21 protein-coding genes and 2 tRNA genes are annotated in these 24,695 nt (G+C 65.6%); 13 read left to right on the top strand and 10 right to left on the bottom strand.

The genetic code is table 11. From position 1 onward, the window contains the following. Positions 1–30: 30 nt before the first annotated feature. On the top strand, positions 31–1,731 hold the full coding sequence (metG, locus tag ACW17X_RS05555; RefSeq protein ID WP_492100030.1) for a methionine--tRNA ligase: 1,701 nt from the start codon (positions 31–33) through the stop codon (positions 1,729–1,731). A gap of 10 nt (positions 1,732–1,741) precedes the next feature. On the opposite strand, the gene ACW17X_RS05550 is transcribed toward metG, so the two are convergent. Next, positions 1,742–2,056, bottom strand: coding sequence for an ArsR/SmtB family transcription factor (locus ACW17X_RS05550; RefSeq protein WP_492100029.1), 315 nt, complete (start codon positions 2,054–2,056; stop codon positions 1,742–1,744). 65 nt (positions 2,057–2,121) lie between these two features. Between ACW17X_RS05550 and ACW17X_RS05545 the strand changes: the two genes are divergently transcribed. Further along, complete coding sequence (locus ACW17X_RS05545; RefSeq protein ID WP_492100028.1) at positions 2,122–2,469, top strand: carboxymuconolactone decarboxylase family protein; 348 nt, start codon at positions 2,122–2,124, stop codon at positions 2,467–2,469. Here the strand turns inward: ACW17X_RS05545 and ACW17X_RS05540 are convergent. Genes ACW17X_RS05540 through rlmB form a run of 3 tightly spaced genes read right to left on the bottom strand, consistent with a single transcriptional unit; the run spans position 2,466 to position 4,517 of the window. After that, entirely contained in the window at positions 2,466–2,795 is a 330-nt protein-coding gene (locus tag ACW17X_RS05540; RefSeq protein ID WP_492100027.1) for a rhodanese-like domain-containing protein, read from the bottom strand. The two genes, ACW17X_RS05545 and ACW17X_RS05540, sit on opposite strands and share 4 nt — an antisense overlap. After that, positions 2,792–3,601 (bottom strand): YjbE family putative metal transport protein, encoded by an 810-nt coding sequence (locus ACW17X_RS05535; RefSeq protein WP_492100026.1) that lies wholly within the window; start codon positions 3,599–3,601, stop codon positions 2,792–2,794. The genes ACW17X_RS05540 and ACW17X_RS05535 overlap by 4 nt, the downstream gene beginning before the upstream one ends. Before the next feature lie 31 nt (positions 3,602–3,632). After that, a complete protein-coding gene (gene rlmB, locus ACW17X_RS05530) occupies positions 3,633–4,517 on the bottom strand; it encodes a 23S rRNA (guanosine(2251)-2'-O)-methyltransferase RlmB (RefSeq protein ID WP_492027870.1) in 885 nt (294 codons plus the stop codon). A 148-nt stretch (positions 4,518–4,665) separates the two neighbouring features. Here rlmB and ACW17X_RS05525 point away from each other — a divergent pair. The 3 genes from ACW17X_RS05525 (at position 4,666) to tuf (ending at position 6,147) form a co-directional block, all read left to right on the top strand. Beyond that, positions 4,666–4,749, top strand: a tRNA-Tyr gene (locus tag ACW17X_RS05525). Between the two features lie 81 nt (positions 4,750–4,830). Continuing rightward, a tRNA-Gly gene (locus ACW17X_RS05520) sits at positions 4,831–4,904 on the top strand. Between the two features lie 52 nt (positions 4,905–4,956). Next, the gene (gene tuf, locus ACW17X_RS05515) at positions 4,957–6,147 is read left to right on the top strand and encodes an elongation factor Tu (protein ID WP_008260274.1); all 1,191 of its coding nucleotides are present in this window, start codon (positions 4,957–4,959) and stop codon (positions 6,145–6,147) included. Between the two features lie 125 nt (positions 6,148–6,272). Here the strand turns inward: tuf and ACW17X_RS05510 are convergent, their stop codons facing one another. Genes ACW17X_RS05510 through ACW17X_RS05500 form a run of 3 tightly spaced genes read right to left on the bottom strand, consistent with a single transcriptional unit; the run spans position 6,273 to position 11,311 of the window. Beyond that, the gene (locus ACW17X_RS05510) at positions 6,273–7,061 is read right to left on the bottom strand and encodes a DsbA family protein (RefSeq protein WP_492100025.1); all 789 of its coding nucleotides are present in this window, start codon (positions 7,059–7,061) and stop codon (positions 6,273–6,275) included. Between the two features lie 29 nt (positions 7,062–7,090). Then, entirely contained in the window at positions 7,091–8,491 is a 1,401-nt protein-coding gene (locus ACW17X_RS05505) for a M48 family metalloprotease (RefSeq protein ID WP_492100024.1), read from the bottom strand. Between the two features lie 60 nt (positions 8,492–8,551). Then, a complete protein-coding gene (locus ACW17X_RS05500; RefSeq protein WP_492100023.1) occupies positions 8,552–11,311 on the bottom strand; it encodes an Rne/Rng family ribonuclease in 2,760 nt (919 codons plus the stop codon). A 509-nt stretch (positions 11,312–11,820) separates the two neighbouring features. On the opposite strand from ACW17X_RS05500, the gene ACW17X_RS05495 reads away from it, so the two are divergent. Continuing rightward, positions 11,821–12,990 (top strand): N-acetylmuramoyl-L-alanine amidase family protein, encoded by a 1,170-nt coding sequence (locus tag ACW17X_RS05495; protein ID WP_492100022.1) that lies wholly within the window; start codon positions 11,821–11,823, stop codon positions 12,988–12,990. A gap of 33 nt (positions 12,991–13,023) precedes the next feature. Here ACW17X_RS05495 and ACW17X_RS05490 read toward each other — a convergent pair whose 3' ends face one another. Together ACW17X_RS05490 and ACW17X_RS05485 are read right to left on the bottom strand one after the other, a co-directional pair. After that, positions 13,024–13,923 carry a beta-1,6-N-acetylglucosaminyltransferase gene (locus tag ACW17X_RS05490; RefSeq protein ID WP_492100021.1) on the bottom strand — a complete coding sequence of 300 codons (900 nt, stop codon included), beginning with the start codon at positions 13,921–13,923 and terminating at the stop codon, positions 13,024–13,026. A 387-nt stretch (positions 13,924–14,310) separates the two neighbouring features. After that, the gene (locus tag ACW17X_RS05485) at positions 14,311–14,982 is read right to left on the bottom strand and encodes a J domain-containing protein (protein WP_492100020.1); all 672 of its coding nucleotides are present in this window, start codon (positions 14,980–14,982) and stop codon (positions 14,311–14,313) included. A 45-nt stretch (positions 14,983–15,027) separates the two neighbouring features. Here ACW17X_RS05485 and ACW17X_RS05480 point away from each other — a divergent pair, with 45 nt between their 5' ends. From ACW17X_RS05480 to ACW17X_RS05465, 4 genes are all read left to right on the top strand, one after another. Next, positions 15,028–15,333, top strand: coding sequence for a BolA family protein (locus tag ACW17X_RS05480; protein WP_492089166.1), 306 nt, complete (start codon positions 15,028–15,030; stop codon positions 15,331–15,333). Positions 15,334–15,435: 102 nt separating this feature from the next. Beyond that, positions 15,436–17,235, top strand: coding sequence for a response regulator (locus ACW17X_RS05475; protein WP_492100019.1), 1,800 nt, complete (start codon positions 15,436–15,438; stop codon positions 17,233–17,235). Positions 17,236–17,358: 123 nt separating this feature from the next. Next, complete coding sequence (locus tag ACW17X_RS05470; protein WP_492100018.1) at positions 17,359–17,829, top strand: RcnB family protein; 471 nt, start codon at positions 17,359–17,361, stop codon at positions 17,827–17,829. Positions 17,830–17,936: 107 nt separating this feature from the next. Beyond that, on the top strand, positions 17,937–19,625 hold the full coding sequence (locus ACW17X_RS05465) for a cisplatin damage response ATP-dependent DNA ligase (protein ID WP_492100017.1): 1,689 nt from the start codon (positions 17,937–17,939) through the stop codon (positions 19,623–19,625). 3 nt (positions 19,626–19,628) lie between these two features. Here ACW17X_RS05465 and ACW17X_RS05460 read toward each other — a convergent pair whose 3' ends face one another. Further along, entirely contained in the window at positions 19,629–21,086 is a 1,458-nt protein-coding gene (locus ACW17X_RS05460; protein WP_492100016.1) for a serine hydrolase, read from the bottom strand. 283 nt (positions 21,087–21,369) lie between these two features. Here ACW17X_RS05460 and ACW17X_RS05455 point away from each other — a divergent pair, with 283 nt between their 5' ends. The 3 genes from ACW17X_RS05455 (at position 21,370) to clpA (ending at position 24,653) form a co-directional block, all read left to right on the top strand. Then, positions 21,370–21,840, top strand: coding sequence for a phasin family protein (locus tag ACW17X_RS05455; protein ID WP_492100015.1), 471 nt, complete (start codon positions 21,370–21,372; stop codon positions 21,838–21,840). A 166-nt stretch (positions 21,841–22,006) separates the two neighbouring features. Further along, positions 22,007–22,336 (top strand): ATP-dependent Clp protease adapter ClpS, encoded by a 330-nt coding sequence (clpS, locus tag ACW17X_RS05450; RefSeq protein ID WP_267516200.1) that lies wholly within the window; start codon positions 22,007–22,009, stop codon positions 22,334–22,336. A gap of 13 nt (positions 22,337–22,349) precedes the next feature. Beyond that, positions 22,350–24,653 (top strand): ATP-dependent Clp protease ATP-binding subunit ClpA, encoded by a 2,304-nt coding sequence (gene clpA, locus ACW17X_RS05445; protein ID WP_492100014.1) that lies wholly within the window; start codon positions 22,350–22,352, stop codon positions 24,651–24,653. The last annotated feature ends 42 nt before the right edge of the window (positions 24,654–24,695 follow it).

The raw sequence follows: 24,695 nt of genomic DNA, 5'->3' as shown, positions 1-24,695 counted from the left end.
CCCTGCGCTTCCCCGAACTCCTGGACGATCATGGCCCGCATCCTCATCACCTCGGCGCTGCCCTACATCAACGGCATCAAGCACCTGGGGAATCTGGCGGGCTCGATGTTGCCGGCCGACGTCTGGGCGCGGTTCAAGCGGGCCCAGGGTCATGAGGTCCTCTATATCTGCGCCACCGACGAGCACGGCACCCCGGCCGAGCTGGCCGCCGCCGCCGCCGGTCAGGACGTGCGCACCTATTGCGACGAGCAGCACGAGATCCAGAAGGCGGCCGGTCAGGCCTTCGGCCTGAGCTACGACTGGTTCGGCCGGTCGTCCAACCCACAGAACCATCGTCTGACCCAGTATTTCGCCGAGGCGCTGGAGAAGAACGGCCTGATCGAGGAGCGGGTGGATCGGATGATCTATTCGATCGACGACGCCCGTTTCCTGCCCGACCGCTATGTCGAGGGCACCTGCCCGCACTGCGGCCATGTCGGCGCGCGTGGTGACCAGTGCGACAACTGCGGACGCTTGCTCGATCCGACCGACCTGATCGATCCCTATTCGTCGGTGTCGGGCTCCAAGAACCTTGAGGTTCGCGACACGCGTCACCTCTATCTGCTGCAGACGAAGATCGAACCCGAGATCCGTGCCTGGGTGGACGGCAAGACCGGCTGGCAGGTGCTGGCGAAGTCCATCGCCTACAAGCATCTGGACGAAGGGCTGATCGACCGGGGCATCACCCGCGACCTGGCCTGGGGCGTGCCGGTGTTGAAGGACGGCTTCCCCCGTCCGGGCATGGAGGACAAGGTCTTCTACGTCTGGTTCGACGCCCCCATCGAATATATCGCCGCGACCGAGGAGTGGGCCGAGGCCACAGGCCGGACCTGGCGCGACTGGTGGCGTCTGGACGAGGGGGCGGACGAAGTTCGCTATGTCCAGTTTATGGGCAAGGACAACGTCGCCTTCCACACCGTCAGCTTCCCCGCGACCATCATCGGTTCGGGCGAGCCGTGGAAGACCGTGGACCAGCTGAAAGCCTTCAACTGGCTGAACTGGTACGGCGGCAAATTCTCGACCAGCCAGAAGCGCGGCGTCTTCATGGATCAAGCGCTGGAGCTGCTGCCGGCAGACTACTGGCGCTGGCGCCTGACGGCCTATGGGCCGGAACATGCGGATTCGGCCTTCACCTGGGAGGATTTCCAGGCCTCGACGAACAAGGACCTGGCCGATGTGCTGGGCAATTTCGTCAACCGGATCGTCAAGTTCGCCGAGTCCAAGTTCGACGGCGTCGTGCCAGAGGGCGGGGAGGCCGGGCCGGTCGAGATCCAGCTGGAGGCCGACATCAAGGCGGGGATCGCCGAGGCGACCGAACAGTTCGAGGCCATGGAGTTCCGCAAGGCCGCCCAGGCCCTGCGCGCCGTCTGGGTGCTGGGCAACGAATATTTGCAGGTCGCGGCGCCCTGGACCGCGTTGAAGACCGACCGCGACCGGGCGGCTGTCGGCGTGCGCACGGGGCTGAATCTGGTCGCGTTGTTCGCGCGGCTGGCGGCGCCGATCCTGCCGTTCTCGGCGGAGAAGATCGCGGCCTCTGTGGGCGTCAGCGACCTGAGCTGGCCCGGCGCGGACGAGGATGTGCTGAACGTCCTGACCGTGGGGCAGGCGGTCGCGGCTCAGGGCGTGCTGTTCGCCAAGATCGAGGACGCCCAGGTGGCGGAATGGTCCGAACGCTTTGGCGGAGCGGAGTAGGGCGGCCGCCTCACTCTGCCGACGGGTTCCCGCAGAAATGGGCGTGCAGCACGTCCATGACCTGGAACGCCGCCGCATGGACGATGAAATAGGTCAGGGTACGGTGGTCACGGCGAACGTCGATCACCCCCTCGTCCTTCAGCTTGGCCAGATGCTGCGACATGGAGGTCGGGGCCATGCCGGTTTCCGCAATCAGGGTGGAGACATTGCGCTCGCCCTGAGCAAGGGCGCACAGAATCAGCAACCGGTGCGGACTGGCCAGCCCTTTTAGAAAAGCCGCCGCTTGATCTGCTCGGGCCGGAAGGCCGTCGAAGACATCGGTCATCGGGAGGTCTTTACATTTCATATTTCGATCATATCATAAATACCGAAACTGAAAAGGAGGCCGTCATGGCCAAGGACTATGCGGCGCTGACGCGCGACATCTCGGCCTATATCGGTGAACTGCGCCGGGCGCAGCCGGGGCCGATGCAGGCGTTTTCGGAGTTGGCCAAGACGGCGACCGCCGACGGCGCCCTGGACAAGAAGACCAAGGAGCTGATCGCCCTGGCCATCGGCGTCAGCCAGAGGTGCGACGGCTGTATCGGCTTTCACGCCAAGGCGTTGAAGGATCTGGGCGCGACGCGGGAAGAGATCGCCGAGGTCATGGCCATGACCGTCTATATGGGCGGCGGGCCCGCCCTGATGTACGCCGCCGATGCGTTGCGCGCATACGACCAGTTCGCAGAGGCTGACTAGCCTTCGATGATCGGCAGGCCCGCCGCGTGCCAGGCCTGAATGCCGCCGTTCAAGTTGAACAGCGGCTGGCCTTCCGGCCCGGTCGGGCCGACGAAGGCGCAGACCTGGTGGCTGCGGCCGCCTTTCAGGCACTGGACGATGATCTTCCTGTCTGCCGGCAAGTCCAGCGCCTCCCAGGCGGCAGGCATCTGGCTGAGCGGGGCCAGGATGGCGCCGTTGATTCGGGCGGCGGCGAACTCATCCGGCTCGCGCACATCGATCAGGATCGCTTCGCCCGATTGCAGCCAGGCGGCGGCTTCCTCGACCGTGACGGTGGCGACCGTCATGCTGTAGGCGCAGCCGGTTCGGCGGGCGCCGGGGTCGGGCTGTCCTCGGTGCGCTTCTGGCCCAGGTGTTTGGCCGCTTCCTCGGGGCTGATCTCGATGAAGGCCGGGGCCGAGGCGTTGAACGCGTCCATATTGCCGGTGCGGACCACGACCTGGCGGGCGCCGTCCCAGATCATGTGCAGGGCGACATACAGGACGACGACCAGGCCGACATAGCCGATCCAGCGATAACGGTGCAGCAGCTTGGCGATGTAGGTGGCGGCCAGGCCCATCAGGGCGATCGACATAATCAGGCCGAAGACCATGATCCAGGGATGGTCGTGGGCGGCGCCGGCGACCGCCAGGACGTTGTCCAGCGACATGGTGATGTCGGCGATCATGATCTGGAGCAGGGCGGCGCCGAAGGACTTGCGTTTGATGCCCAGTTCCTCGGGCGAGGGGCCGGACCCGTGCTCGATGCTCAGGGCGAGCTCGAGTTCCTTTTCGGCTTCGGCCTGATCGTGGGTGCGCTGTTCCTGCAGTTCGCGCCACATCTTCCAGCAGACCCACAGCAGCAGCAGACCGCCGGCCAGCAGCAGACCGACCAGGGCCAGAAGCTGGACCGTGATCAGGGCGAAGCCGATCCGCATGACGACGGCGGCGGCCAGACCGATCAGAATGGCCTTCTTGCGCTGTTCCTGGGGCAGGGCGGCCGCGGCCAGACCCACGGCGACGGCGTTGTCGCCGGCGAGGACCAGGTCCATCAGCAGGACTTGGCCAAGCGCGGTGGCCTGGCTGGCGAGTTCGGGAGAAGAGAGGAATTCCATGTCCGCTCCTTAACGCCGGTGCGATCGTCTGTCAGCCGCGTTGCGCGCGCGCCGCTTCATAAAGTGCGACGGCGGCGGCGTTGGAGACGTTCAGGCTTTCGAATCCGCCCGGCATGGGGATCTTGGCCAGGACATCGCAGTGTTCGGCGACCAGTCGCCGGATGCCGTCGCCCTCTGATCCCATGACCAGTACGGTCGGTTGTCGGTCCAACGCCTCTTCCAGCGTCTGCTCGCCGGCGCCGTCCAGGCCGACGGCGCGCCAGCCCAGGTCGGCGAGGCGCTCCAGTGCGCGCGACAGATTCGTCACGCGCGCATGGGGCAGGCGTTCGGTGGCGCCGACCGCCGCCTTGGCCAGGGCGCCGGCAAGAGCTGGCGCGTGACGGTCTTGCACGATGATTCCCCGCGCGCCGAAGGCCAGGGCCGAGCGGAAGATGGCGCCGACATTCTGGGGATCCGTCAGTTGATCCAGCATGACGATGACGCCCTGGGCCGGCTCGGCGAGTTCCTCCAGCGACACGCCCTCCAGCGGCTGGACCTTGAAGGCCAGGCCCTGATGCACGGCGCCGGCGGGCAGCATTCGGTTCAGGGCGACGGCGTCCACGACCTCGATCTTGTGGCCATGGGCCAACTTGCCCTCTTCGATCTCTGCGGCGCGATCCGGCGTGGCCAGAAGACGGCCCATGCCTCGACGCGCGGGATTCGCCAGCGCAGCCAAAACCGGGTGACGCCCCCAGAGAAAATTATCGGCGTCCGCCTTGCCCCGATCAGGCGAACGGGGCGGGCGGGGCGCGTCCTCGCGTCCGGAAAACCCTTGCGCCACGGGCTTTTGACCCTTTTCGCGGGGCCCGGAAGCCCGGCTTCCAAAGATTGGTTTTTTACCGCTTTTACGGTCGTTGCGTTCTGTTTTCGACGACACTATAAGACGCCCTCCGATTTGGAGCCCCAAGGGCTTTCGGGTCTGGGCGCCCCCTCTATCCTAGAGGAGGCGACAAGCCGAAGGCTTTTGTTTCGTCCCGCTTGATTAAGGGCGGAACGAGGGGTCCATCGGTTCGACAAGGCGCGCTGGGGGAATGTCCCGAGTGGCAAAGGGGGGGGACTGTAAATCCCCTGCGTAAGCTTCGAAGGTTCGAGTCCTTCTTCCCCCACCACGCGCCTTATCGGATACGATGGATCAGGACGACGGAGAGGAACCGGCTGCGGCGTTCCCAAAGAACTTCCGCAGTCTCCGCGCGGGTATAGCACAATGGTAGTGCAGCAGCCTTCCAAGCTGAGGATGTCGGTTCGATCCCGTCTACCCGCTCCAGGTTTTTTGATCAGCATCGCGCCCCTCAACCCGGGCCATCAGGAGTTTGGCCATGGCCAAGGAAAAGTTCGAACGCACGAAGCCGCACTGCAACATCGGCACGATCGGTCACGTTGACCACGGCAAGACGACGCTGACGGCGGCGATCACGATGACGCTGGCGAAGGCCGGCGGCGCGAAGGCGATGGCCTATGCGGACATCGACGCTGCGCCGGAAGAAAAGGCGCGCGGCATCACGATCAACACCGCGCACGTTGAATATGAGACGGCCAACCGTCACTACGCCCACGTCGACTGCCCCGGCCACGCCGACTATGTGAAGAACATGATCACCGGCGCGGCGCAGATGGACGGCGCGATCCTGGTGGTTTCGGCCGCTGACGGCCCGATGCCGCAGACCCGCGAGCACATCCTGCTGGCCCGTCAGGTCGGCGTGCCGGCCCTGGTGGTCTTCATGAACAAGGTCGACCTGGTCGACGACGAAGAACTGCTCGAGCTGGTCGAGATGGAAGTGCGCGAGCTGCTGTCGTCGTACCAGTTCCCGGGCGACGATATTCCGATCACCAAGGGCTCGGCCAAGGCCGCGACCGACGGCGTGAACCCGGAAATCGGCGAACAGCGCGTTCTGGCCCTGATGGAAACCGTCGACGCCTACATCCCGCAGCCGGAACGTCCGGTCGACCTGCCCTTCCTGATGCCGGTCGAAGACGTCTTCTCGATCTCGGGCCGCGGCACCGTGGTCACGGGCCGCGTCGAAAAGGGTATCGTCAAGGTCGGTGAAGAAGTCGAAATCGTCGGCATCCGCCCGGTCCAGAAGACGACCTGCACCGGCGTCGAAATGTTCCGCAAGCTGCTGGACCAGGGTCAAGCGGGCGACAACGTCGGCGTTCTGCTGCGCGGCACCAAGCGCGAAGACGTCGAGCGCGGTCAGGTTCTGTGCAAGCCGGGTTCGATCACCCCGCACACCAAGTTCTTGGCTGAAGCCTACATCCTGACCAAGGAAGAGGGCGGCCGTCACACCCCGTTCTTCACCAACTATCGCCCGCAGTTCTACTTCCGCACGACCGACGTGACCGGCATCGTGCAACTGAAGGAAGGCGTCGAAATGATCATGCCCGGCGACAACGCCGAGCTGAACGTCGAACTGATCACCCCGATCGCCATGGATCAGGGCCTGCGCTTCGCCATCCGTGAAGGCGGTCGCACCGTCGGCGCCGGCGTCGTCGCCAAGATCATCGAGTAATCATTCTTTTGGCCTAACGCGCTCTCGCGCTACTTGAGGCCAGACGGATGTAGTCTGCGTAACAGAACGGCCCCCGGAGACATCCGGGGGCCGTTTTGCTGTCTTGGGGGGATCAGGCGGTCAGATCAGCGCTTGGCCGCCTCGATCATGCTGTTGATCTCAGCGGGGTCGATGCTGGCGGCGGCCTTGCCGTTGACGAGGAAGGTGGGGGTGCCTTGCAGTTTCAGGGTCGCCGCCGTGGTGTGGATGTCGGCGATGTGGCGGGTGGTCTCGGGGGCGGCCAAGGTCGCCTTGGCGCGGGGAAGGTCCACGCCGTGCTCGGCCAGGATGCGGTCGATGGCCTGGGGCGTCAGGGCCCGTTCGCGCATCAGGGCGTCATGGACCTCGAGATACTTGCCCTGTTGATGCGCGGCGAGGGCGGCGCGGGCGGCGTACTGGGACGTGATCTCCTCGCCGCGATCCAGGATGGGCCAGTCCTTGAAGACGAAGCGCACATCGGGATGGGCCTCCATCAGGGCGCGGAACTGGGGCGCCACGGCCTTGCAGCCGGGGCAGCGGAAGTCAAAGAACTCGATCACTGTCACCTTGGCGTCGGCGGGGCCGAAGGCGGGATCGCGATTGTCGGGGGCCAGCAGGGCGGCGTTGGCCGTGGCGGCGGCGTTGGTTTCCTCGACGCGGGCCTGTTCCGCCTTGGTCTGCAGCGCCAGGCTTGCCTCCTGCAGCACCTCGGGGTGTTCCAGCAAATAGGCGCGGACATCGCCGCCTGACCCGCCGCCGAAATAGGGGGCCGCGGCCAGACCCAGGGCCACGACCGAGACGCCCAGGGCCACATAGCCAGCGACGGCGCCGGTGAGGCGGCTGCTTTGGGCGGGCGGCGGGGTCTGGGGCTCAGGCGCGGGGGCGTCGTCGGTCATGAAGGCTCGCGGTCAGGAAGGGTAGGGCGTCAGTTCAGCGTGGTCGGCTTGCGCGCGGCGTCGCGGCGGTCGAGGTCCAGCAGATCGTCAGGCGTAGCCCCGGAGGCCAGAACAATGTCCACAGCCCTGCGCCATTCCATGGAGTTGGGATCCAGCATGCTGCGGGCGCGCAGGGCGAACTGGGTGGCCTCACGCTCCTGGCCGGCGGCGAAATAATACTCGGCCGTCGCGAGACGGGCCTCGCCCTCCTTGCCCTGGGCGGCGTAGGCCTGACCCAGCAAACGCCAGGCCATGGTGTTCTCGCGCTCAGCCACGGTGGCGTGCTTCAGCTGGTCGATGGCGTCGTCCAGGTTCTTGGGATCGTCGGTGCCGATCAGGGCGTGGGCCAGGTTGACGCGCAGCAGGGGGGCGTCGGGCTTGAGCCGCACAGCTTCGCGGTGGGCGGCCACGGCCTCGACCGGGCGGCCTTCTTCGAAGAAGATCTGGCCCTTCAGCTCAGCGAAATACGGGTTCTGCGGGGCTTCGGCGATCAGGGCGTCGACCGCAGTCAGGGCCTTGTCCGTCTGGCCGTCGCGGTACCAGGCGATGGCCCGGGCGTAGCGGCCGGGCAGGCTGGCGTCGGTCGAAGGATAGGCGCGCAGGGTGGTGTTGGGCGGATCCATGAAGGCATGGATCTTGGCCAGGATCAGGGCGTGCTGGGCCATCCGCTCGGGACTGTCGCGGTGACCATAGTGGGGCTGGTCCTGGACGTAGCGGCGCATCGATTCGATCCGCTGCGACGACAGGGGGTGGCTGCGGAAATAGGGATAGCGACGCGCGTCGGAGAAGACTTCCTGGGCGCGGAAATTCTCGAAGAAGGACACCAGGCCCGCGCCGGATTCGCCGGCGCCTTCCAGCGCCCGTGCGCCGGTCAGGTCGGCCTCGCCTTCCTGGCTCTGCATATATTGAAGGGCGCCGATCGTGCCGAAATACTGGCTGGAGCCCAGCAGGGCGACGCCGGCGTCCGGGGCGCCGGCGGCGATGGCCAGAGCCCCCAGGGCCATGGTCATGAACATCGGCTGTTTGGCGGCGTTTTGGGCCCCGTCGCGCAGGGTGTGGCGGTTCTTGATATGGCCCGCCTCGTGCGCCATTACGCCCAACAGTTCGTTGGCGTTCTTGGTCCGCAGGATCAGGCCGGTGTTGACGCCCATGATCCGCCCGCGCGTGGCGAAGGCGTTCAAATCGTTGTCATTGACCAGCAGGACTTCGACATCCGCCGGGTTCAGCCCCATGGAGACGAAGACCGGGTCGGCCCAGTCGCGGATGATCCCTTCGATCTCGGTGTCGCGGATCAGGCTCTGTGCCGAGGCCTGGCCGGCGGCGACGAGGGCTGCAAAGCCCACCGCCGCCGCCGTCAGAACGCGGGATGCGGATCGGGGAAGCCACGTCATGGCGTACTCCAAAAACGACCGACCCCCCCGCCGGTATCCTGACAGTCTAATCGTGACCGATCAGCGGCGCCACCACCCGCGCTTGGGCTTTGCGGGCGGGGCGACGATCTGGTTGGGATCTTCAGCGATGATCGCCTGGACATCAATTTCGGGCGTCGGGGCGACGATGGGCTCGGCAAGAGCGGCGGGCTCGGCCAAAACGGCGGGCTGAGGTTCGGGCGTGACCGGCGGCTTGGGCTGTTCGACCGGCGCGAGCTCGACCGGCTCGGCGGCCAGGGCTTCCTCGGGCGTAACGTCCAGTTCGACCGGGCCGCCTTCGACGGAGGCCTCGTTCGGCTCGATCGCCGTGTCCGGGTGCGGTTCGACGTGGGCCTCGACCTCGACGGTCGGCGCGGGCTGAGCCACGGCGTCGGCCGACTTGCGGCGGACGCGACGACGTTGGGGCTCCGGCGCAACGGCGGGGACGTCAACCTCGACCGTGTCGGCGGCGGGTTCATCGATCACCGCCATAGGCGTGTGGGGCGAGCCGTCGGGCGGCATGCCTTCGTTGGTGGCGCGGTTCTCGACCTTGATTTCTTGGCCGACGGTGTCACCGCCCCGACCCCGGCCGCGACGACGACGGCGACGCGAACGACCGCCTTCCTCGCCGGAGCCTTCGCCTGCGACAGCGTCCAGGCCCTCAATCTCGGCTTGAGCCCCTGCAGGACGTTCAGCGCGTTCGGGACGTTCGTTGCGCGGCTCGGGCCGGCCCGGGTTCAGCGGGTCGAACCAGACGTAAGGATCGTCCAGCGACGGGGTGCGGCCGCGGACCCAGGTGTAGACGTCGCGTTCGCCATCCTCGCGGACGCGGCGGCCGCCCCGGCGGCCTCGGCGACGGCGGCGGCCGTTCTCGTCTTCTTCGTCGTCCGAGGCGTCGTCGATATTCAGCGTATCGGCGGCGTCCGAGGCGTCGGAGACCTCGGCGGTTTCCTCGTCGCGACGACCGCCGCGACGGCGGCGATTGCGACCACGACCCCGGTCACGCCCGCCCGACTCGCTGCGTTCAGCCCGTTCGCGCGGCTCGTCGTCGTCGCTGTCCTCGCGGTCCAGCGCCTCGATGTCGTCGTCATCGTCGTCGCTGACGATTTCCTCGTCGTCGTCTTCATCCTCGTCTTCGTACAGGGACGGATCGAAGTCGTCGTCGAGGTTGGGCATCTCGATCTCGGGCGCGACGAAGTCCTCGTTCGTCTCGGTGCGATCGATGTTGTGCTCGCCCTGGCCCAGGCTGTCGTCGATCTGGACGACGACGTTCAGGCCGCGACGCTCCAGCAGCGACTGCAGATAGGCGCGCTTGTGGTTCAGGATATACAGGCCGACGGCGGTGCAGACCTTCAGCACCACGACGCCCGCGCCATTCTTGCCGGCTTCGATGTCGACCGCGCGCAGCGTCATCAGGGCGGCGGATTCGGCGGAGCGGATGCGGCCGGTGCCTTGGCAGTGCGGGCAGGCCTCGGTCGCGCCCTCGATCACGCCCAGGCGACGGCGCTGACGGCTGATCTCCATCAGGCCGAAGGGCGAGATACGGCCCATCTGGATGCGGGCGCGGTCGGCCGACAGGGCCTCTTTCAGCACGCGTTCGACCGCGCGGTTGTTCTTGCCCTCATCCATGTCGATGAAGTCGATGACGACCAGGCCGGCGAGGTCACGCAGACGCAGCTGGCGGGCGGCTTCTTCCGCCGCTTCCATATTGGTCTTGAACGCCGTCTGTTCGACATTGCGTTCCTTGGTGGCCCGCCCCGAGTTGACGTCGATGGCCACCAGGGCTTCGGTCTGGTTGATGACCAGATAGCCGCCGGACTTCAGCGGCACGACCGGCTGATGGATCTGGGTCAGCAGTTCTTCGATGCCGTTGGCCGCGAACAGGGGCCGCGAGCCGCGATACAGGTGAACCTTCTTGGCCTGGGCGGGCATCAGCACGCGCATGAAGTCGCGCGCCTCCTTGAAGCCCTCGACGCCCTCGACCTGGATGCCGTCGAAATCCTTGTCGAACATGTCGCGCACGGCGCGGCGGACCAGGTTCTCTTCCTCGTAGATCACCGAGGGGGCGTGAGAGGCGAGGGTGGTCTCGCGGATCGTCTCCCACAGGCGCAGCAGATATTGATAGTCGCGCTTGATCTCGGCCTTTGTGCGCTTGGCGCCGGCCGTGCGGATGATCAGGCCCATGCCCTTGGGCACTTCAAGGGCCGAGACGGCGCTCTTCAGGCGGCGACGGTCGGAGGTGTTGGTGATCTTGCGGCTGATGCCGCCGCCCTTGCCGGTGTTGGGCATCAGGACGCAGTAGCGGCCGGCCAGCGACAGCCAGGTGGTCAGGGCCGCGCCCTTGGCGCCGCGTTCGTCCTTGACGACCTGGACCAGCAGGATCTGGCGACGCTTGATGACGTCCTGGATCTTGTAGCGGCGCATCAGGCGGCGCTTCAGCCGCTCTTCGTCGGCCAGCGCGGCTTCGGGATCGGCGTCGTCGTCGGATTCGCGACCCAGATCGTCGTCATCGTCGTCGTCGTGCGCTTCGGCCATGATGGCTTCGCGGTCGGCGACCGGGATCTGGTAGTAGTCCGGGTGGATTTCGTTGAAGGCCAGGAAACCGTGGCGGTTGCCGCCATACTCGATAAAGGCGGCCTGCAGGCTGGGCTCTACGCGGGTGACCTTGGCGAGGTAGATGTTGCCGCGAAGCTGACGCTTCGCACGGGACTCGAAATCGAATTCCTCGATCTGGCGTCCGTCAACGATCGCGACCCGGGTTTCTTCCGGGTGGGCCGCGTCGATCAGCATGGTCTTTGACATTGAAAGTCTCTCTCTGGCGCGCACAGGCCGACCGTCCCGGAACACCGGGTAGGGTCATGGCGGCTCGCCGAACGGGGGGAAGGGCCGGCGCACACGACATCCCTTCGCCGGGGAGGGCGAAGCAGGCTTGATCAAGCCGTTGGGGAGCGCAGGCGGAAAGGCCCATGGAGGTCGTCGGTCCTGAACCGGGCGCGCCAATCCCTGGGGAAGGCCGCGACCCTGGTCCGCTCTTCGAACCACCGGCGGCGCCGGAACGGTTCTAGGATTGGTGAAAGTCAGCGCCGCGAGGAGGGCGCGCCGGGATTCGCAAAGGCGAAAAGGCGCGATCGGTTCGCGGACGGTTCACAGCATAGTCACGCTGTACGCGAATTAAAAGGTGTTCGGCCTTAACCCCCTGAATACGAGCCTCTGGCATTATGAGGTTCAAGTTCGCGTAGGATGGGTTCGACGGCGTTATGGGCGGTCGCTTTTTGACAGATGTGGTGCGCTGGGGCGCGAGGGAATGGGCGATGACCGCCCTGGCCTTCGTCGTCATATGCGCCGTGGCGCTGTTCGCGACGCGTGGTTTCGCCTGGGGCGCCCAGGGCGATGTCCGGGGAATTCGCTTCGGCGCCGACGGCGACCGGACCCGGGTGGTCATTGATCTGGACAAGTCGACGCAGGGTCGGGTGATCGATGCAGGCGCGGACGGCCGCGTCACCCTTGCTTTGAATGGGGTCGCGCCCGGCAGGGGTCTGAACGGCGGCGGGTCGGGGCTGGTCCGGTCTTATCAGGTCAGCGCGGCGGGCGGCGCCTCGCGCGTTCAGCTCGAGCTGGCGCGCGGAAGCGAGATCGAGCGCCGCTTCCTGTTGCCCCCCGGCGACGGAGTGGCCCATTATCGCTATGTCGTGGACCTGAAGGCCGTGGGCGGGGCTGTGCCCGCGCCGCGAGCCACGCCGCGTTCGACGCCGACGCCGCGTCGCGCCGAACGGCCGCTGATCGTTATCGACGCCGGCCATGGTGGACGCGACCCCGGCGCCAGCGGGGCCAAGATCAGCGAAAGCCAGGTCACCCTGGCCGCCGCCCTGGCCCTGAAGGCCGAGTTGGAGCGGACCGGCCGTTATCGCGTGCGTCTGACGCGTGAGACCAACACCTATGTCGATCTGTACCGCCGCGTCGCCATTGCGCGTCAGGCGGACGCCGACCTGTTCATCTCTCTGCACGCCGACGCCGGAAGCGATCCGGCCGTACGCGGGGCCAGCGTCTATACTCTTTCCGAACAGGGCGCCGGCCGGGCGGTGCGTGAGTTCACGCGGACCGACAACTGGCACCGCGAGTTGCACCTGCCGGGCCGCGATCCCTCGGTGGACCGTATCCTGCTGGACATGACCCAGCGCGCCACCCAGAACCGCTCGGCCCAGTTCGCGCGCGTCCTGCTGACCCACCTGGAAGGCTCGGACCATCCGCTGCTGCGCCGCAGCCACCGCGATGCGGGCCTGGCTGTGCTGCTGGCGCCCGACGTGCCGGCGGTGCTGCTGGAAATGGGCTTCATCACCAATCCCGAGGATGAGCGGCTGCTGACCGACGAGCGCGCGCGTCGTCGTCTGATGAAGTCGGTCGCCGACGGCATCGACCGCTATTTCCGCGAGCCGGCGGCCCCGCTGATGACCGCGTCGAACGATGGAGCGGGACAGCCCTGAGGGCGTCCCGCTCGGCCTGTTCAGGATCGGGCTTCAGGCGGCGATGACGCCGGCGTCTTTTCTATGGGCGACCGGTGTCGAGATGCTGCGGATCGCGGCACGGGGCGGGGCGATCCAACGTTCCAGCATGGGCAGTACGTCCGGGCAGGTCTCCTGGTCGAACTTTCGCGCGAACAGGGATGGGCTGGCTTTCAGCGCCGCCGTATCCGCTATCGTATAGGTCCGGGGCCGTAATTTGATGTCGCCGTCGGGGATCCAGTCGATCATCCGCATGTCGTCGTTGACCATCGGCCCGTGGACCTTGGTATTGTTCATCACGGTCTGGAAGAAGCCCTCGTCGGCGATGAAGGTGTGGCGGTAGAAGGCCTTGAACCGGTCCGCCGCCTTGTCGTGGCAGACGAATTCGCAGAAGCGCCGGCTCACCATCATCCACTGATTGCCGATATAGGGGGTCGCGCCGCGCAGGAACGGACGGCGCAGCAGGGTTCGGACAATGCCCTTGGGGCGTTCGAAGACCAGATTGCGCACCCGGTTCATGGTGTCGGGGCGGATCTTCTTCTGATCGACGGCGCGAATGAACTCCTGGCCGGGATGGCGAGCCAGGAAGGCCTTGATGTCGGCCTGGGATTTGAGCGGAAAATCCTGGCCGCTGAGATTGATGAACACCGACCAGTCGTCGCTCATCTCCAGCAGACGTTTCATCCCGCGCAGCTCCGCGTCGATCAGGCTGTAGCCGCCCCAAAGCGCGCGGCGGCTCTCGATCACGGCGGCGTTGGCGTAGGGCGCCAGGAGGTCGCGGATCTGCTGCTCCAGCTCTGGGCCTGAGTTTCGATCAACATGGACGACATAGTGGTTGGCGGGGTCATAGACGGCTTCGAACAGGCGTTTGAACTGTTCGGGGTAGCGGTGGACCAGGATCAGATAACCGATCATGCTTTTTCGCTCCCCTCGAGTGAGAGAGAAAGCGCCGTCGCGACGTGCGTGACGGACAGCTCGATGAGCCATGTCATGGGGAGGACTGGTTTCGCATGGTGGTCAAACCGGATCCGATCAACCGCCTGTCGGCGGTTCGCGCCTCGGCGACCATCCTCCTATTTGGGAAGTCTTGGCGAAAACGCCATGGGCGCGAACGCGCCTCGGCCTCATTTGCCGGTCCAGCGGCTGTTAGGGTGGGTCTTTGAACAGGAAGACCGATCCGCATGAAAGAGAGCAAGGGCAAGACCAAGAAGGCGGCGCCGCCCAAGAAGAACGCGTCGCAGCCCAGCCTGAAAAACCTGACGCCCGTGCCTGGGCGGCCGTCGAAATAGGCGCGACGCCGCCTTAGGCCAGCCCGGCCTTTTTCAACGTCTTCCAGGCCTTGATCACGCGTTGCAGCTTGGCCTCGGCGCCGCGGTCGCCGCCGTTAGTGTCGGGGTGAAAGCGTTTCAGCAGGCCATGGTACTGGGCCTTGATCTTGGCCTTGTCGGCGCCGGGTTCCAGATCCAGATCGGCGAGGGCGGCGCGTTCCAGCTTGCCGATACGGCGATCCTCGGTCGGCGATTGCGGCGCCTGATCGCCCTTGCGCCCGAACAGGCCGAAGCTGTCACGCCACGAACCGGCGCCGGTATTGTTCGCCGTGCCCATCTTGGCGGAGAAGGCGGCGGCCTCGCGCGTGAACTTGCCGGCCTTCATCTCCCAGGTCGGGCGGCCGCCCGTCATGGCCTCGTTTTCCTGAATGCTGCGAATCTGGCCTTCGCTCATACCCGCGTAGAAGTTCCAACCCTTGTTGTACTCGCCCGCGTGGGCCTGGCAGAATTCATAAAAGTCGTTCAGCCGCTCGCGCGACTTGGGCGCCTTTGCCGTCGCGGCCTTGCGGCAGTCAGGCCATTGGCAAGGCTTCTCGCCGGGCTTGAGGTGCAGGACGTCCGCCTGGGCGGCTTCCTCCTCCTGAGCCTTCGGCGGTTTCACCCGGATGTCGGTGAAGCGCGGCTTGTATTGAAAGGAGGCGGACATCACACGAAGTGTAGTGCGGATTTGGACCTCTTCAAGGAAACGATCATGTCAGACGGCCCCGTGGCGAAGATTATCCGCGAAAAACTGAGCGCCGCGCTATCGCCGCAACGGCTGGAGATCGAGGACGACAGCTGGCGGCACGCCGGCCATCACCATGAAGGCGGCATGGACGCCCAGCCGGGAGGGGAAACCCACTTCAATCTGACGGTCGTGTCCGCCGCGTTCGAGGGGCAGTCCAGGGTGCTCCGGCAAAGAACGGTCAACGGGCTGCTTAAGGATGAACTGGCGGGGCCGATTCACGCCTTGTCGATCAAGGCGCTGGCGCCGAGCGAGATTGTCCACAGCGTGTGATTGCGCAAAAACCAGCGTTCACTCCGTCTTAGAACCTTCGTCCTAGCGTCATGCGACCAAACAGAACGTGGGGACGGCTGGGACATGGTGGAATCTGACGGGGTGGCTAAGGCCTTTGCCGGTGATCGACGCGCGGGCGATCCCGCTCAGGCCCTGACGGCGATCCTGCAGACGCAGTATCTGCGCTACATCATCATCGCCACATGGGCCCTGGGTTTGCTGGGGACTGTGGCGTGGTGGCAGGCCATGCTGTGGTTCGTCATCACAGTCGCCGCCGGTTCAATCCGTGGCGTCGTCGAACACAAGCTGAGCCATAGGGTTGATGTCGGCTGGGGCATGGTTTTCCCGGCCGTCGGCGCCGCTACGACCGCGGCATGGGCCATCGCCCCACTGATGGCCTGGTTCTCTGACACTGCGTTTGGCCGTCCACTCGCCATCGCCCTGATCATTTCCGGCTTCGTGCTGGTCTTCGCCCAGCTACGCAGTTCGCCTCGTCAGGCCATGATCATCTCGTCGCCCTATGCCGGTGCAGCGGGGATCATCTTGCTCAGCCTGTGGGGCGAGCCCGAGTTCTGGTCGATGCTGGCGGTCTTGCCGTTCACCGCCGCCTGCCTGTTCGTTCTCGTCACCATGACCATGCTGAGGGAGGGGCGGATTGACGCCTTCCAGGCCCATCAGGCCCATCTGATCGAGGAGCTGGAGGCGGCGCGCGACAAGGCGAACGCCGCCAACGACGCCAAGTCGAACTTCCTGGGCGTCATTTCGCATGAACTCCGCACCCCGATGAACGGGGTGCTGGGCGCCGCCCAACTGCTCAGCGCGACCCGTCTTGAAGGTGCGCAGCGCGAGTATCTGTCGATCATCCGCAATTCCGGCGACAATCTTCTGTCGCTGCTGAACGACATTCTCGACATGACCAAGATCGAGGCCGGCAAGATGACCTTCGAGGTGGTCGATGTCGTCGTGGAGGATCTGCATCGCCGGATCACCGGTCCGTTTGAAGCCCAGGCCGAGGCCAAGGGCCTGACTTTCGTGTCGGAATGGGAAGGTGAAATTCCCTCGGTCGTGCGCGGCGACCCCCTGCGAGTTTGCCAGGTGGTGCAGAACCTTCTGTCCAATGCCGTCAAGTTCACCGACGTGGGCGAAATTCGTTACCTGGTTCGCGGGCATCGTATTTCCGACCGGAGGGTTGGTTTCGAGTTTTCCGTGAAAGACAGCGGAGCAGGCATATCGCCGGCCGATCTGGAGCGGCTGTTCCAACCCTTTACCCAGGTCGATGCCTCCTCGACGCGCCGGTTCGGCGGCACGGGGCTGGGCCTCACCATTGCGCGGCGAATGGCCAACATCATGCACGGCGACATCGCTGTGACCTCGACGGTCGGCGAGGGCTCATGCTTCACACTGACCGTTGAAGCGGACGTCGTCGAATGGGCCCGTCCCGCAACCGCCGAAGTCGTCGAAGCCCCGGCTGAATGCGTCGAGTGCCTGCGGGTGCTGGTGGTCGAGGACCACCCGGTGAACCGCATGATCCTGGAAGCCTGGATGAGCACGGCGTCGCATGTCACCGTTACGGCGGAGGACGGCCAACTGGCTGTCGAGGCGGCGCAGACGCAGCCGTTCGACCTGATCATCATGGACGTCAATATGCCCGTGATGGACGGCCTGACGGCGACTCGCCTGATCCGCGAGGGCGGAGGAGCCAATGCTGAGACTCCGATCGTCGTGCTGTCCGCCTCGGCCCGCAAGGAAGACCATCAGGCGGGGCTGAACGCCGGCGCGGACGCCTATCTGACCAAGCCGATCGACTTCGGCGCCTTGGCGGAAATGATGAGTCGGGTTCCCGGCGGACGAGAAGCCGTGGGGCGGTCGGGCTCAAACGCGGAGCATTCGGTCGCTGCCTGATTGAGGCTGAAACTCGGTCCTGGTCTGAATGGCGGACGACCAGGCTGGTTCAGACCGTCCTCAGCCGCAGATCTCCATAGTGCGGGCAAGTCGAATGGTTCGACCGCAGATGGAGACATCCCGATGAAGAAGATTCTCACCGCCACCATGGCCGCGGTTCTGGCCACCAGCGCATTGGGCGCAGCCGGCGCCGCATCGGCGCAGTCCCGCGACGACCGCCGTTACGAGCAGCGTCAGGACAGACGCGACGATAGGCGAGATGACCGTCGCGACGAGCGGCGCGACTATCGCCAGCACCAGCGCCAGGAAGCGCGTCAGGATCAGCGTCAGTATGCCCGCTGGCAGCAGGCCCAGCGTCGCTATAATGCGCCGCGATACGCGCCTCCCCGGGGTTATACGGTCCGGACTTGGAGCTACGGCCAGCGGATGCCGTCTTACTATCGTTCCAACGCCTATGTGGTGAACGACTACGGCCGTTACGGTTTGCGCGCGCCGCCGCGCGGCTATCAATATGTCCGCAGCGGAAACGATGTGGTGCTGGCGGCGGTCGCCGGCGGGCTGATCACCGCCGTCATCGCCGGCCTGTTCAACTGATCCCCCGTCTGATCCCCGACCGATCGAACACGCCCCGGAGGGAAACCTCCGGGGCGTTTTTCGTTCTGGGCTGACGGCGACGCTGCGGACGCCCAAGATGGATCATCATGCGCGCCTTCGCCGAGCTTCTGGATCGTCTGTCGCTGACCGCCTCGCGGAACGCCAAACTGGTGCTGCTCAGGGATTACCTGAGGGCGACCCCCGATCCCGACCGGGGCTGGGCCTTGGCGGCCTTGACTGGCGACCTGACCTTCGACGCGGCCAAGCCCGCCATGATCCGCAAGGCGGTCGAGGTGCGGGTGGATGGAGTGTTGTTCGGCTGGTCCTATGACTACGTCGGCGACCTGGCGGAGACGGTCGCTTTGATCTGGCCGGCCCCGCCCGACCTCCGGCCAAACCGCGAGCCGGAACTGGCGGAGGTGGTCGAGGCGCTGCGCACGGCAGGCCGGTCCGAGGTCAAGGCGCTGCTGGAGGGCTGGCTCGATACGCTGGAGCCCAAGGGACGATGGGCGCTGCTGAAGCTGATGACCGGCGGCCTGCGCGTTGGCTTGTCGGCGCGGCTCGCCAAGACGGCGGCGGCGATGATCCGGCCCACGGAAATCACCGGAGCTCCCTCGCCGGATGGCGCCGAGGCGACCGTGGTTCTCGAGCCGGTCGATGTCTCGGCCATTGAGGAGGTCTGGCATGCGGTCCCGCCGCCCTATGGCGATCTGTTCGCCTGGCTGGAGGGCAGGGCGGAACGACCCAGCCCGGATGCGCCGGGACGTTTCCGCCCCGTGATGCTGGCGGTCGCCGTGGACGAGGCGGTCGATTTTCCGAAGATGAACCCGGACGACTATGCCGCAGAATGGAAATGGGACGGCATCCGCGTTCAGGCGGTAGTCGAGGGCGACGTCCGGAAACTGTGGTCCCGCACCGGCGACGAAATCTCGGCCGCCTTCCCCGACGTGGTGGAGGCGCTGGCCTTTGAAGGCGCGCTGGACGGCGAACTGGTCGTCTGGCGTGACGGCGCGATCGCGCCGTTTGGCGACTTGCAGCAGCGGCTGAACCGCAAGACGGTTGACGCCAAGGCCATGGCGGCCTTCCCGGCGGCGGTGGTCGCCTACGACATCCTGGCCGAGGGGGGCGAGGACCTGCGGGCCTTGCCTTTGCGGGCTCGGCGGGCGCGCCTCGAGGCGCTGGTCCAGGGACATTCAGGAACGCGCCTGCACCTGTCGCCCCTTGTCCCTTATCGCGACTGGGAGGAACTGGCCCGGCTGCGCGCCGATCCGCCGGTCGGCGCGGCTGCCGAAGGGCTGATGCTGAAGCGGTGGGACAGCGCGTATCTGGCGGGACGTCCCAAGGGGCCGTGGTTCAAGTGGAAGCGCGATCCCCACATCATTGACGCCGTGCTGATGTACGCCCAGCGGGGGCACGGCAAACGATCCAGCTTCTATTCCGATTACACATTCGGCGTCTGGACCCCCGAGGGCGCGCTGACGCCGGTGGGCAAGGCCTATTTCGGGTTCACCGATGAGGAACTGAAGCAGCTGGACAAGTTCGTGCGCGACCACACGGTCGAGCGGTTCGGACCGGTGCGATCCGTTCGGGCTGCGCGCGATTTCGGCTTGGTGCTGGAGGTCGCCTTCGAAGGCTTGCAGAGATCGACTCGGCACAAGTCAGGCGTCGCCATGCGCTTTCCCCGGATCAGCCGGATCCGCTGGGACAAGCCGGCGCGCGAGGCGAACACCATCGAGGACGTGATGGATCTGCTGGACGCCATAGAAGGCGGCGGCGGCCGGATCGCCAAGGCCTGAGACTTAGTCCGGGCGAACGACCATACAGGTAACGCGGCGCTGGGACAGGGCGTCGCAGGCGGCCTTGGCGGCGTCCTCGGTCAGCCCCGTGAAGCGCGACCGGTACCAGTCGCCGGCCGTCTGAACATTGCGTTCGGCGCTAGCGAACTGGGTGCGGAAGCGGCGATTGACTTCCGTAAGCCAGTCCGTGGCGACCTTCTCATCCTTGAAGGCGCCGACCTGGACCGCCCAGCGGCCGGCGGGACGGGCGGCGCGCGCCGGCTCGCGTGCGGGCGGGGGCGTCGCGCGGCGTGGGGTGGTGGAGGCGCCGACCGCGGCGCCGGTCGGGGCGCCGTTCAGAGAGGCGGTGACGTTGGCGGGCGCGCGTTGGGTCGTTCCGGCCGCCTGGGCCGTTGCCGCCGCGCGCTGGCTGGCGGCCGCAGTGCGTTCGGACGGGGAGGGGGTGACCCGGTTCGGCAGAACCGCCGGCGCCGCGGCCGCCGTGTAGGCGACGGCGCTGGACTCCGCCCCCATGCCGTCCTCGTCGTCATTGCCGAGCGAAGCATAGGCGATCGGAGCGCTGGTCTCGCCCAGGCCGAAGCCGCGTTGCTCGAAGAAGGACTGGGCGATCTGGATGTTTTCGCCCTGGCTGCGGCGGCGTTCGACCTCGAAGCCCGTGTCCATCAGTTCGGCGACATGGGCGTTGCGGCTGGCGCTGGAGCGACCGCCCAGCACGATCGTGATCAGGCGACGGCCGTCGCGCACCGCAGAGGCCGCCAGATTGTAGCCGGAGGCGTTGGTGTAGCCGGTCTTCATGCCGTCATAGCCGTTTCCGGTCGGCAGCAGGCCGTTGGTGTTGCGATAGTTGCGACCGTTGTAGGCCCAGTCGTGCAGGCCGAAGTAGCTGTAATATTGGGGGAAGTCGCGCATGATGGCCCGCGCCAGGATGGCCTGGTCGCGCGCCGTCGTGACCTGTCGCGCGTCGGGCAGGCCGTTGGCGGTGTAGTAGCGGGTCTGGGTCATGCCCAGCTGCGACGCCTTCTGGGTCATCAAGGTCGTGAAACGGGCTTCCGACCCGCCGACATGTTCGGCGATGACGACGGCCATGTCGTTGGCGGACCGCACGGCTGTGGCGCGCATGGCGTCGTCCAGGGTGATGGTCTGGCCCGCCGCCAGTCCCAGTTTGGACGGCGGTTCCGAAGCCGCCCGTGAGGATACGGTCAGAACGTCGTCGGCCTTGACCTTGCCCTGGGAGAGGGCTTCGAAGGCCAGATACAAGGTCATCATCTTGGTCAGGGACGCCGGATAACGACGGCTGTCGGCGTGGCGCGCAAACAGGACCTCGCCCGAGGCGGCGTCGATCACAATGGCGGCGTAGCGGCTATTTTCTTGCGACTGCGCCTCGATCGAGCGGACGTTGGCGCCCAGGGCTATGGAAAGCGCGAGCAGGGCGAATAGGCCGCGACGGACGAAGGAAATCATGGGCGGTTACGACCCTCGCTTGGAACTCAGGGTGCGACAGGCCCCCCGGCCTACGCGATTGAAGACCTAGCATAGGAACTGGGGGTTTCATGGTGGTTAACCGGTCGTCAACGCGAATTTGAAGCGAAGAACCGGGTTATCGGTGTTCGCGTGTTGCGGCGCACAAAATTAACTTGATTGCTCTTCGCGCTTGCAGCATAAAACGGCCGAACGAGGTTCGCCTCGTGATTGAATGCCGCCGTGCCTTATTCCCCTGCAGGCTCATAACTCTGGAGACACGACCATGGCCGACAGCGTCGAAACCGTGAAGAAGACCGTAGAGCAGACCGCCGCCAAGGCGAAAGCCCAGGCTGAGACCTTCCAAGTCGCGGGCGCCAAGGCGCTGCGCGAAGGCATCGACAAGTCGGTGGCTTCGCTGAGCGAACTGAACGCTCACGGCAAGAAGAACCTGGACGCCATGGTCGAGTCGGCCACGGTCGCCCAAAAGGGCGCCGAAGCCCTTTCGCAGCAGGCTCTCGGCTTCGCCAAGACGTCCTGGGAAGACGGCGTCGCCGCCAGCAAGGAACTGTCGACCGCCCGTTCGGTGCAGGAGTTCTTCGAACTCCAGACCACCTGGGCCAAGAAGTCCATGGAACGCTACATGGCCGAACTGACCAAGACCAACGAGATCCTCACCTCGACGGTCAAGGACAGCCTGAAGCCGATCAACGAACGCGTGACCGAGTCGGTCGAGACCTTCCAGGCCGCTCGCTGATCGCCGCATCATTAATGATCTGAAAGCCCCGGGGGTCGCCCCGGGGCTTTTTTCGTTTTGGCGACAAGGGTTTGGGTTTCACGAAACCTGTGACTGGACGCCGCTTCAATTCAGGCCATCATTCCCTATCTGATAGCCAAGACGACTCCCCGATTACGGAATACGAATGCCCATACAAAGGCCCGGTGAAACCGGGGGCGGCGCAGGCGCCGCCACCATCACCGAAACCAAGCCGAAGCTTCAGAAGCCCTCGTTGTACCGGGTGCTGATCCTGAACGACGACTACACGCCCATGGAATTCGTCGTCTACGTGCTGGAGCGGTTCTTCCAAAAGAGCCGGGAAGAGGCCACCCGCGTCATGCTGCATGTGCATCAGCACGGCGTGGGGGTTTGCGGCGTCTTCACCTACGAGGTCGCCGAGACCAAGGTCGCGCAGGTCATCGAAACCGCGCGCCGCCACCAGCACCCGCTGCAATGCACGATGGAAAAGGACTGAGAGGAACCTCCCTATGCCTTCATTTTCCCGTCCTCTCGAAGAAACCCTGCACCGCGCCGTCGGCTACGCCAACGCGCGCCGGCATGAGTATGCGACGCTTGAGCACCTCTTGCTCGCGCTGATCGACGATCCTGATGCGTCGGGCGTCATGCGCGCCTGCAACGTCGATCTGACCGCCCTGAAGGCGGCGCTGACCCTCTATGTCGATAATGATCTCGCCGCCCTGGCCACGGCTGACGGCGAGGACGCCAAGCCCACGGCTGGATTCCAGCGGGTCATCCAGCGCGCCGTGATCCATGTTCAATCTTCCGGTCGCGAGGACGTCTCCGGCGCCAATGTGCTGGTCGCCATCTTCTCCGAGCGCGAAAGCCACGCCGCCTATTTCCTGCAAGAGCAGGACATGACCCGGTATGACGCGGTCAACTTCATCGCCCACGGCATCGCCAAGAAGGCGGGCGGCGGAGAGACCCGGCCGGCCAAGGGCGCTTCGCCCGAAGAGTCCGAAGACGCCACGGCGGTCAAGTCGGGCGGGGAGGCGCTGGAAGCCTATTGCGTCGACCTCAACGAGAAGTCGCGCCAGGGCAAGGTCGATCCGCTGATCGGCCGTCAGGCCGAGGTCGAACGCTCGATCCAGATCCTGTGCCGCCGCACCAAGAACAATCCGCTGCTGGTCGGCGATCCCGGCGTCGGCAAAACTGCCATTGCCGAAGGTCTGGCCCGCAAGATCGTCAACGGCGAGGTGCCTGACGTCCTGAAGGACGCCACCATCTATTCGCTGGACATGGGCGCCCTGTTGGCCGGCACCCGCTATCGCGGCGACTTTGAGGAACGCCTGAAACAGGTGGTCAAGGAGTTGGAGAGCCACGACAACGCCGTGCTCTTCATCGACGAGATCCACACGGTGATCGGCGCCGGCGCGACGTCAGGCGGGGCGATGGACGCCTCCAACCTGCTGAAGCCGGCTCTGGCTTCGGGTTCGCTGCGGTGCATGGGTTCGACGACCTACAAGGAATATCGCCAGCACTTCGAGAAGGACCGCGCCCTGGTGCGCCGCTTCCAGAAGATCGACGTCAATGAGCCGACGGTCGAGGATACGGTGAAGATCCTGAAGGGTCTGAAGACCTATTACGAACAGCACCATAAGGTCCGCTACACCGACAGCGCCATCAGAACGGCGGTCGAACTGTCGGCGCGGTACATGACGGACCGCAAGCTGCCGGACAAGGCGATCGACGTGATCGACGAGGCCGGGGCGTCGCAGATGCTGGTGGTCGAGTCCAAGCGCAAGAAGGTGATCGGCCAAAAAGAGGTCGAGACCGTCATCGCCAAGATGGCCCGGATCCCGGCCAAGTCGGTGTCCAAGTCCGACACCGAGAGCCTGCGTGAGCTGGACGTCGATCTGAAGCGGGCGGTGTTCGGCCAGGAGCAGGCCATCGAACAGGTGTCAGCGGCGATGAAGCTGGCGCGGGCGGGTCTGCGCGACCCGAACAAGCCGATCGGCAGCTTCCTGTTCAGCGGTCCGACCGGCGTCGGCAAGACCGAGGTGGCCAAACAGCTCTCAGCGACCCTGGGCATCGAGATGCAGAGGTTCGACATGTCGGAATATATGGAGCGCCACACGGTCAGCCGGCTGATCGGGGCCCCTCCCGGCTATGTCGGCCATGACCAGGGCGGTCTGCTGACCGACGCCGTCGATCAGCACCCGCACTCGGTGGTGCTGCTGGACGAGATCGAGAAGGCGCACCCGGATGTCTACAACATCCTGCTGCAGGTGATGGACAACGGCATGCTGACCGATGCGGTCGGCAAGAAGGTCGATTTCAGGAACGTCATCCTGATCATGACCACCAACGCCGGCGCCGCCGACAACGCCCGCGCCTCCATCGGCTTCGGCCGGGGCAAGGTCGAGGGCGAGGACGACAAGGCCATCCAACGCCTGTTCGCGCCGGAGTTCCGCAACCGCCTGGACGCCATCGTCGCCTTCAAGCCGCTGCAGGCCGACACGATCCGCTCGGTGGTGACCAAGTTCATCCTTCAGCTGGAAGCTCAGCTGGCGGACCGGAACATCACCATCGAACTGACCGACGAGGCGGCCGACTGGCTGGCCAAGAACGGCTTCGACGAACTGTATGGCGCGCGTCCGCTGGCGCGGGTCATCCAGGACTCGATCAAGAAGCCGCTGGCCGACGACATTCTGTTCGGGCGTCTGACGCGCGGCGGACACGTCAAGGTCCAGCTGAAGGACGGCAAGATCGACTTCGACATCAAGAGCGCCGGCGGCGTTCCTGCGAAGTCGGAGGAAGAAGAGACGGCCTGATCGGGCCTGATCCAGAATGAACTGAGGGCCCGGGTGGAGACG

It is taken from the genome of Brevundimonas sp. FV1ye4L, from assembly GCF_058681255.1.
The sequence above is the reverse complement of the archived record's forward strand: the minus strand, read 5'-3'. Positions and strand labels throughout refer to the sequence as shown.

Coding starts and splice junctions, on each gene's coding strand:
- metG (WP_492100030.1), top strand. CDS start 31: ATGGCCCGCATCCTCATCACCTCGGCGCTGCCCTACATCAACGGCATC.
- ACW17X_RS05550 (WP_492100029.1), bottom strand. CDS start 2,056: ATGACCGATGTCTTCGACGGCCTTCCGGCCCGAGCAGATCAAGCGGCG.
- ACW17X_RS05545 (WP_492100028.1), top strand. CDS start 2,122: ATGGCCAAGGACTATGCGGCGCTGACGCGCGACATCTCGGCCTATATC.
- ACW17X_RS05540 (WP_492100027.1), bottom strand. CDS start 2,795: ATGACGGTCGCCACCGTCACGGTCGAGGAAGCCGCCGCCTGGCTGCAA.
- ACW17X_RS05535 (WP_492100026.1), bottom strand. CDS start 3,601: ATGGAATTCCTCTCTTCTCCCGAACTCGCCAGCCAGGCCACCGCGCTT.
- tuf (WP_008260274.1), top strand. CDS start 4,957: ATGGCCAAGGAAAAGTTCGAACGCACGAAGCCGCACTGCAACATCGGC.
- ACW17X_RS05510 (WP_492100025.1), bottom strand. CDS start 7,061: ATGACCGACGACGCCCCCGCGCCTGAGCCCCAGACCCCGCCGCCCGCC.
- ACW17X_RS05505 (WP_492100024.1), bottom strand. CDS start 8,491: ATGACGTGGCTTCCCCGATCCGCATCCCGCGTTCTGACGGCGGCGGCG.
- ACW17X_RS05500 (WP_492100023.1), bottom strand. CDS start 11,311: ATGTCAAAGACCATGCTGATCGACGCGGCCCACCCGGAAGAAACCCGG.
- ACW17X_RS05495 (WP_492100022.1), top strand. CDS start 11,821: ATGACCGCCCTGGCCTTCGTCGTCATATGCGCCGTGGCGCTGTTCGCG.
- ACW17X_RS05490 (WP_492100021.1), bottom strand. CDS start 13,923: ATGATCGGTTATCTGATCCTGGTCCACCGCTACCCCGAACAGTTCAAA.
- ACW17X_RS05485 (WP_492100020.1), bottom strand. CDS start 14,982: ATGTCCGCCTCCTTTCAATACAAGCCGCGCTTCACCGACATCCGGGTG.
- ACW17X_RS05480 (WP_492089166.1), top strand. CDS start 15,028: ATGTCAGACGGCCCCGTGGCGAAGATTATCCGCGAAAAACTGAGCGCC.
- ACW17X_RS05470 (WP_492100018.1), top strand. CDS start 17,359: ATGAAGAAGATTCTCACCGCCACCATGGCCGCGGTTCTGGCCACCAGC.
- ACW17X_RS05465 (WP_492100017.1), top strand. CDS start 17,937: ATGCGCGCCTTCGCCGAGCTTCTGGATCGTCTGTCGCTGACCGCCTCG.
- ACW17X_RS05460 (WP_492100016.1), bottom strand. CDS start 21,086: ATGATTTCCTTCGTCCGTCGCGGCCTATTCGCCCTGCTCGCGCTTTCC.
- ACW17X_RS05455 (WP_492100015.1), top strand. CDS start 21,370: ATGGCCGACAGCGTCGAAACCGTGAAGAAGACCGTAGAGCAGACCGCC.
- clpS (WP_267516200.1), top strand. CDS start 22,007: ATGCCCATACAAAGGCCCGGTGAAACCGGGGGCGGCGCAGGCGCCGCC.
- clpA (WP_492100014.1), top strand. CDS start 22,350: ATGCCTTCATTTTCCCGTCCTCTCGAAGAAACCCTGCACCGCGCCGTC.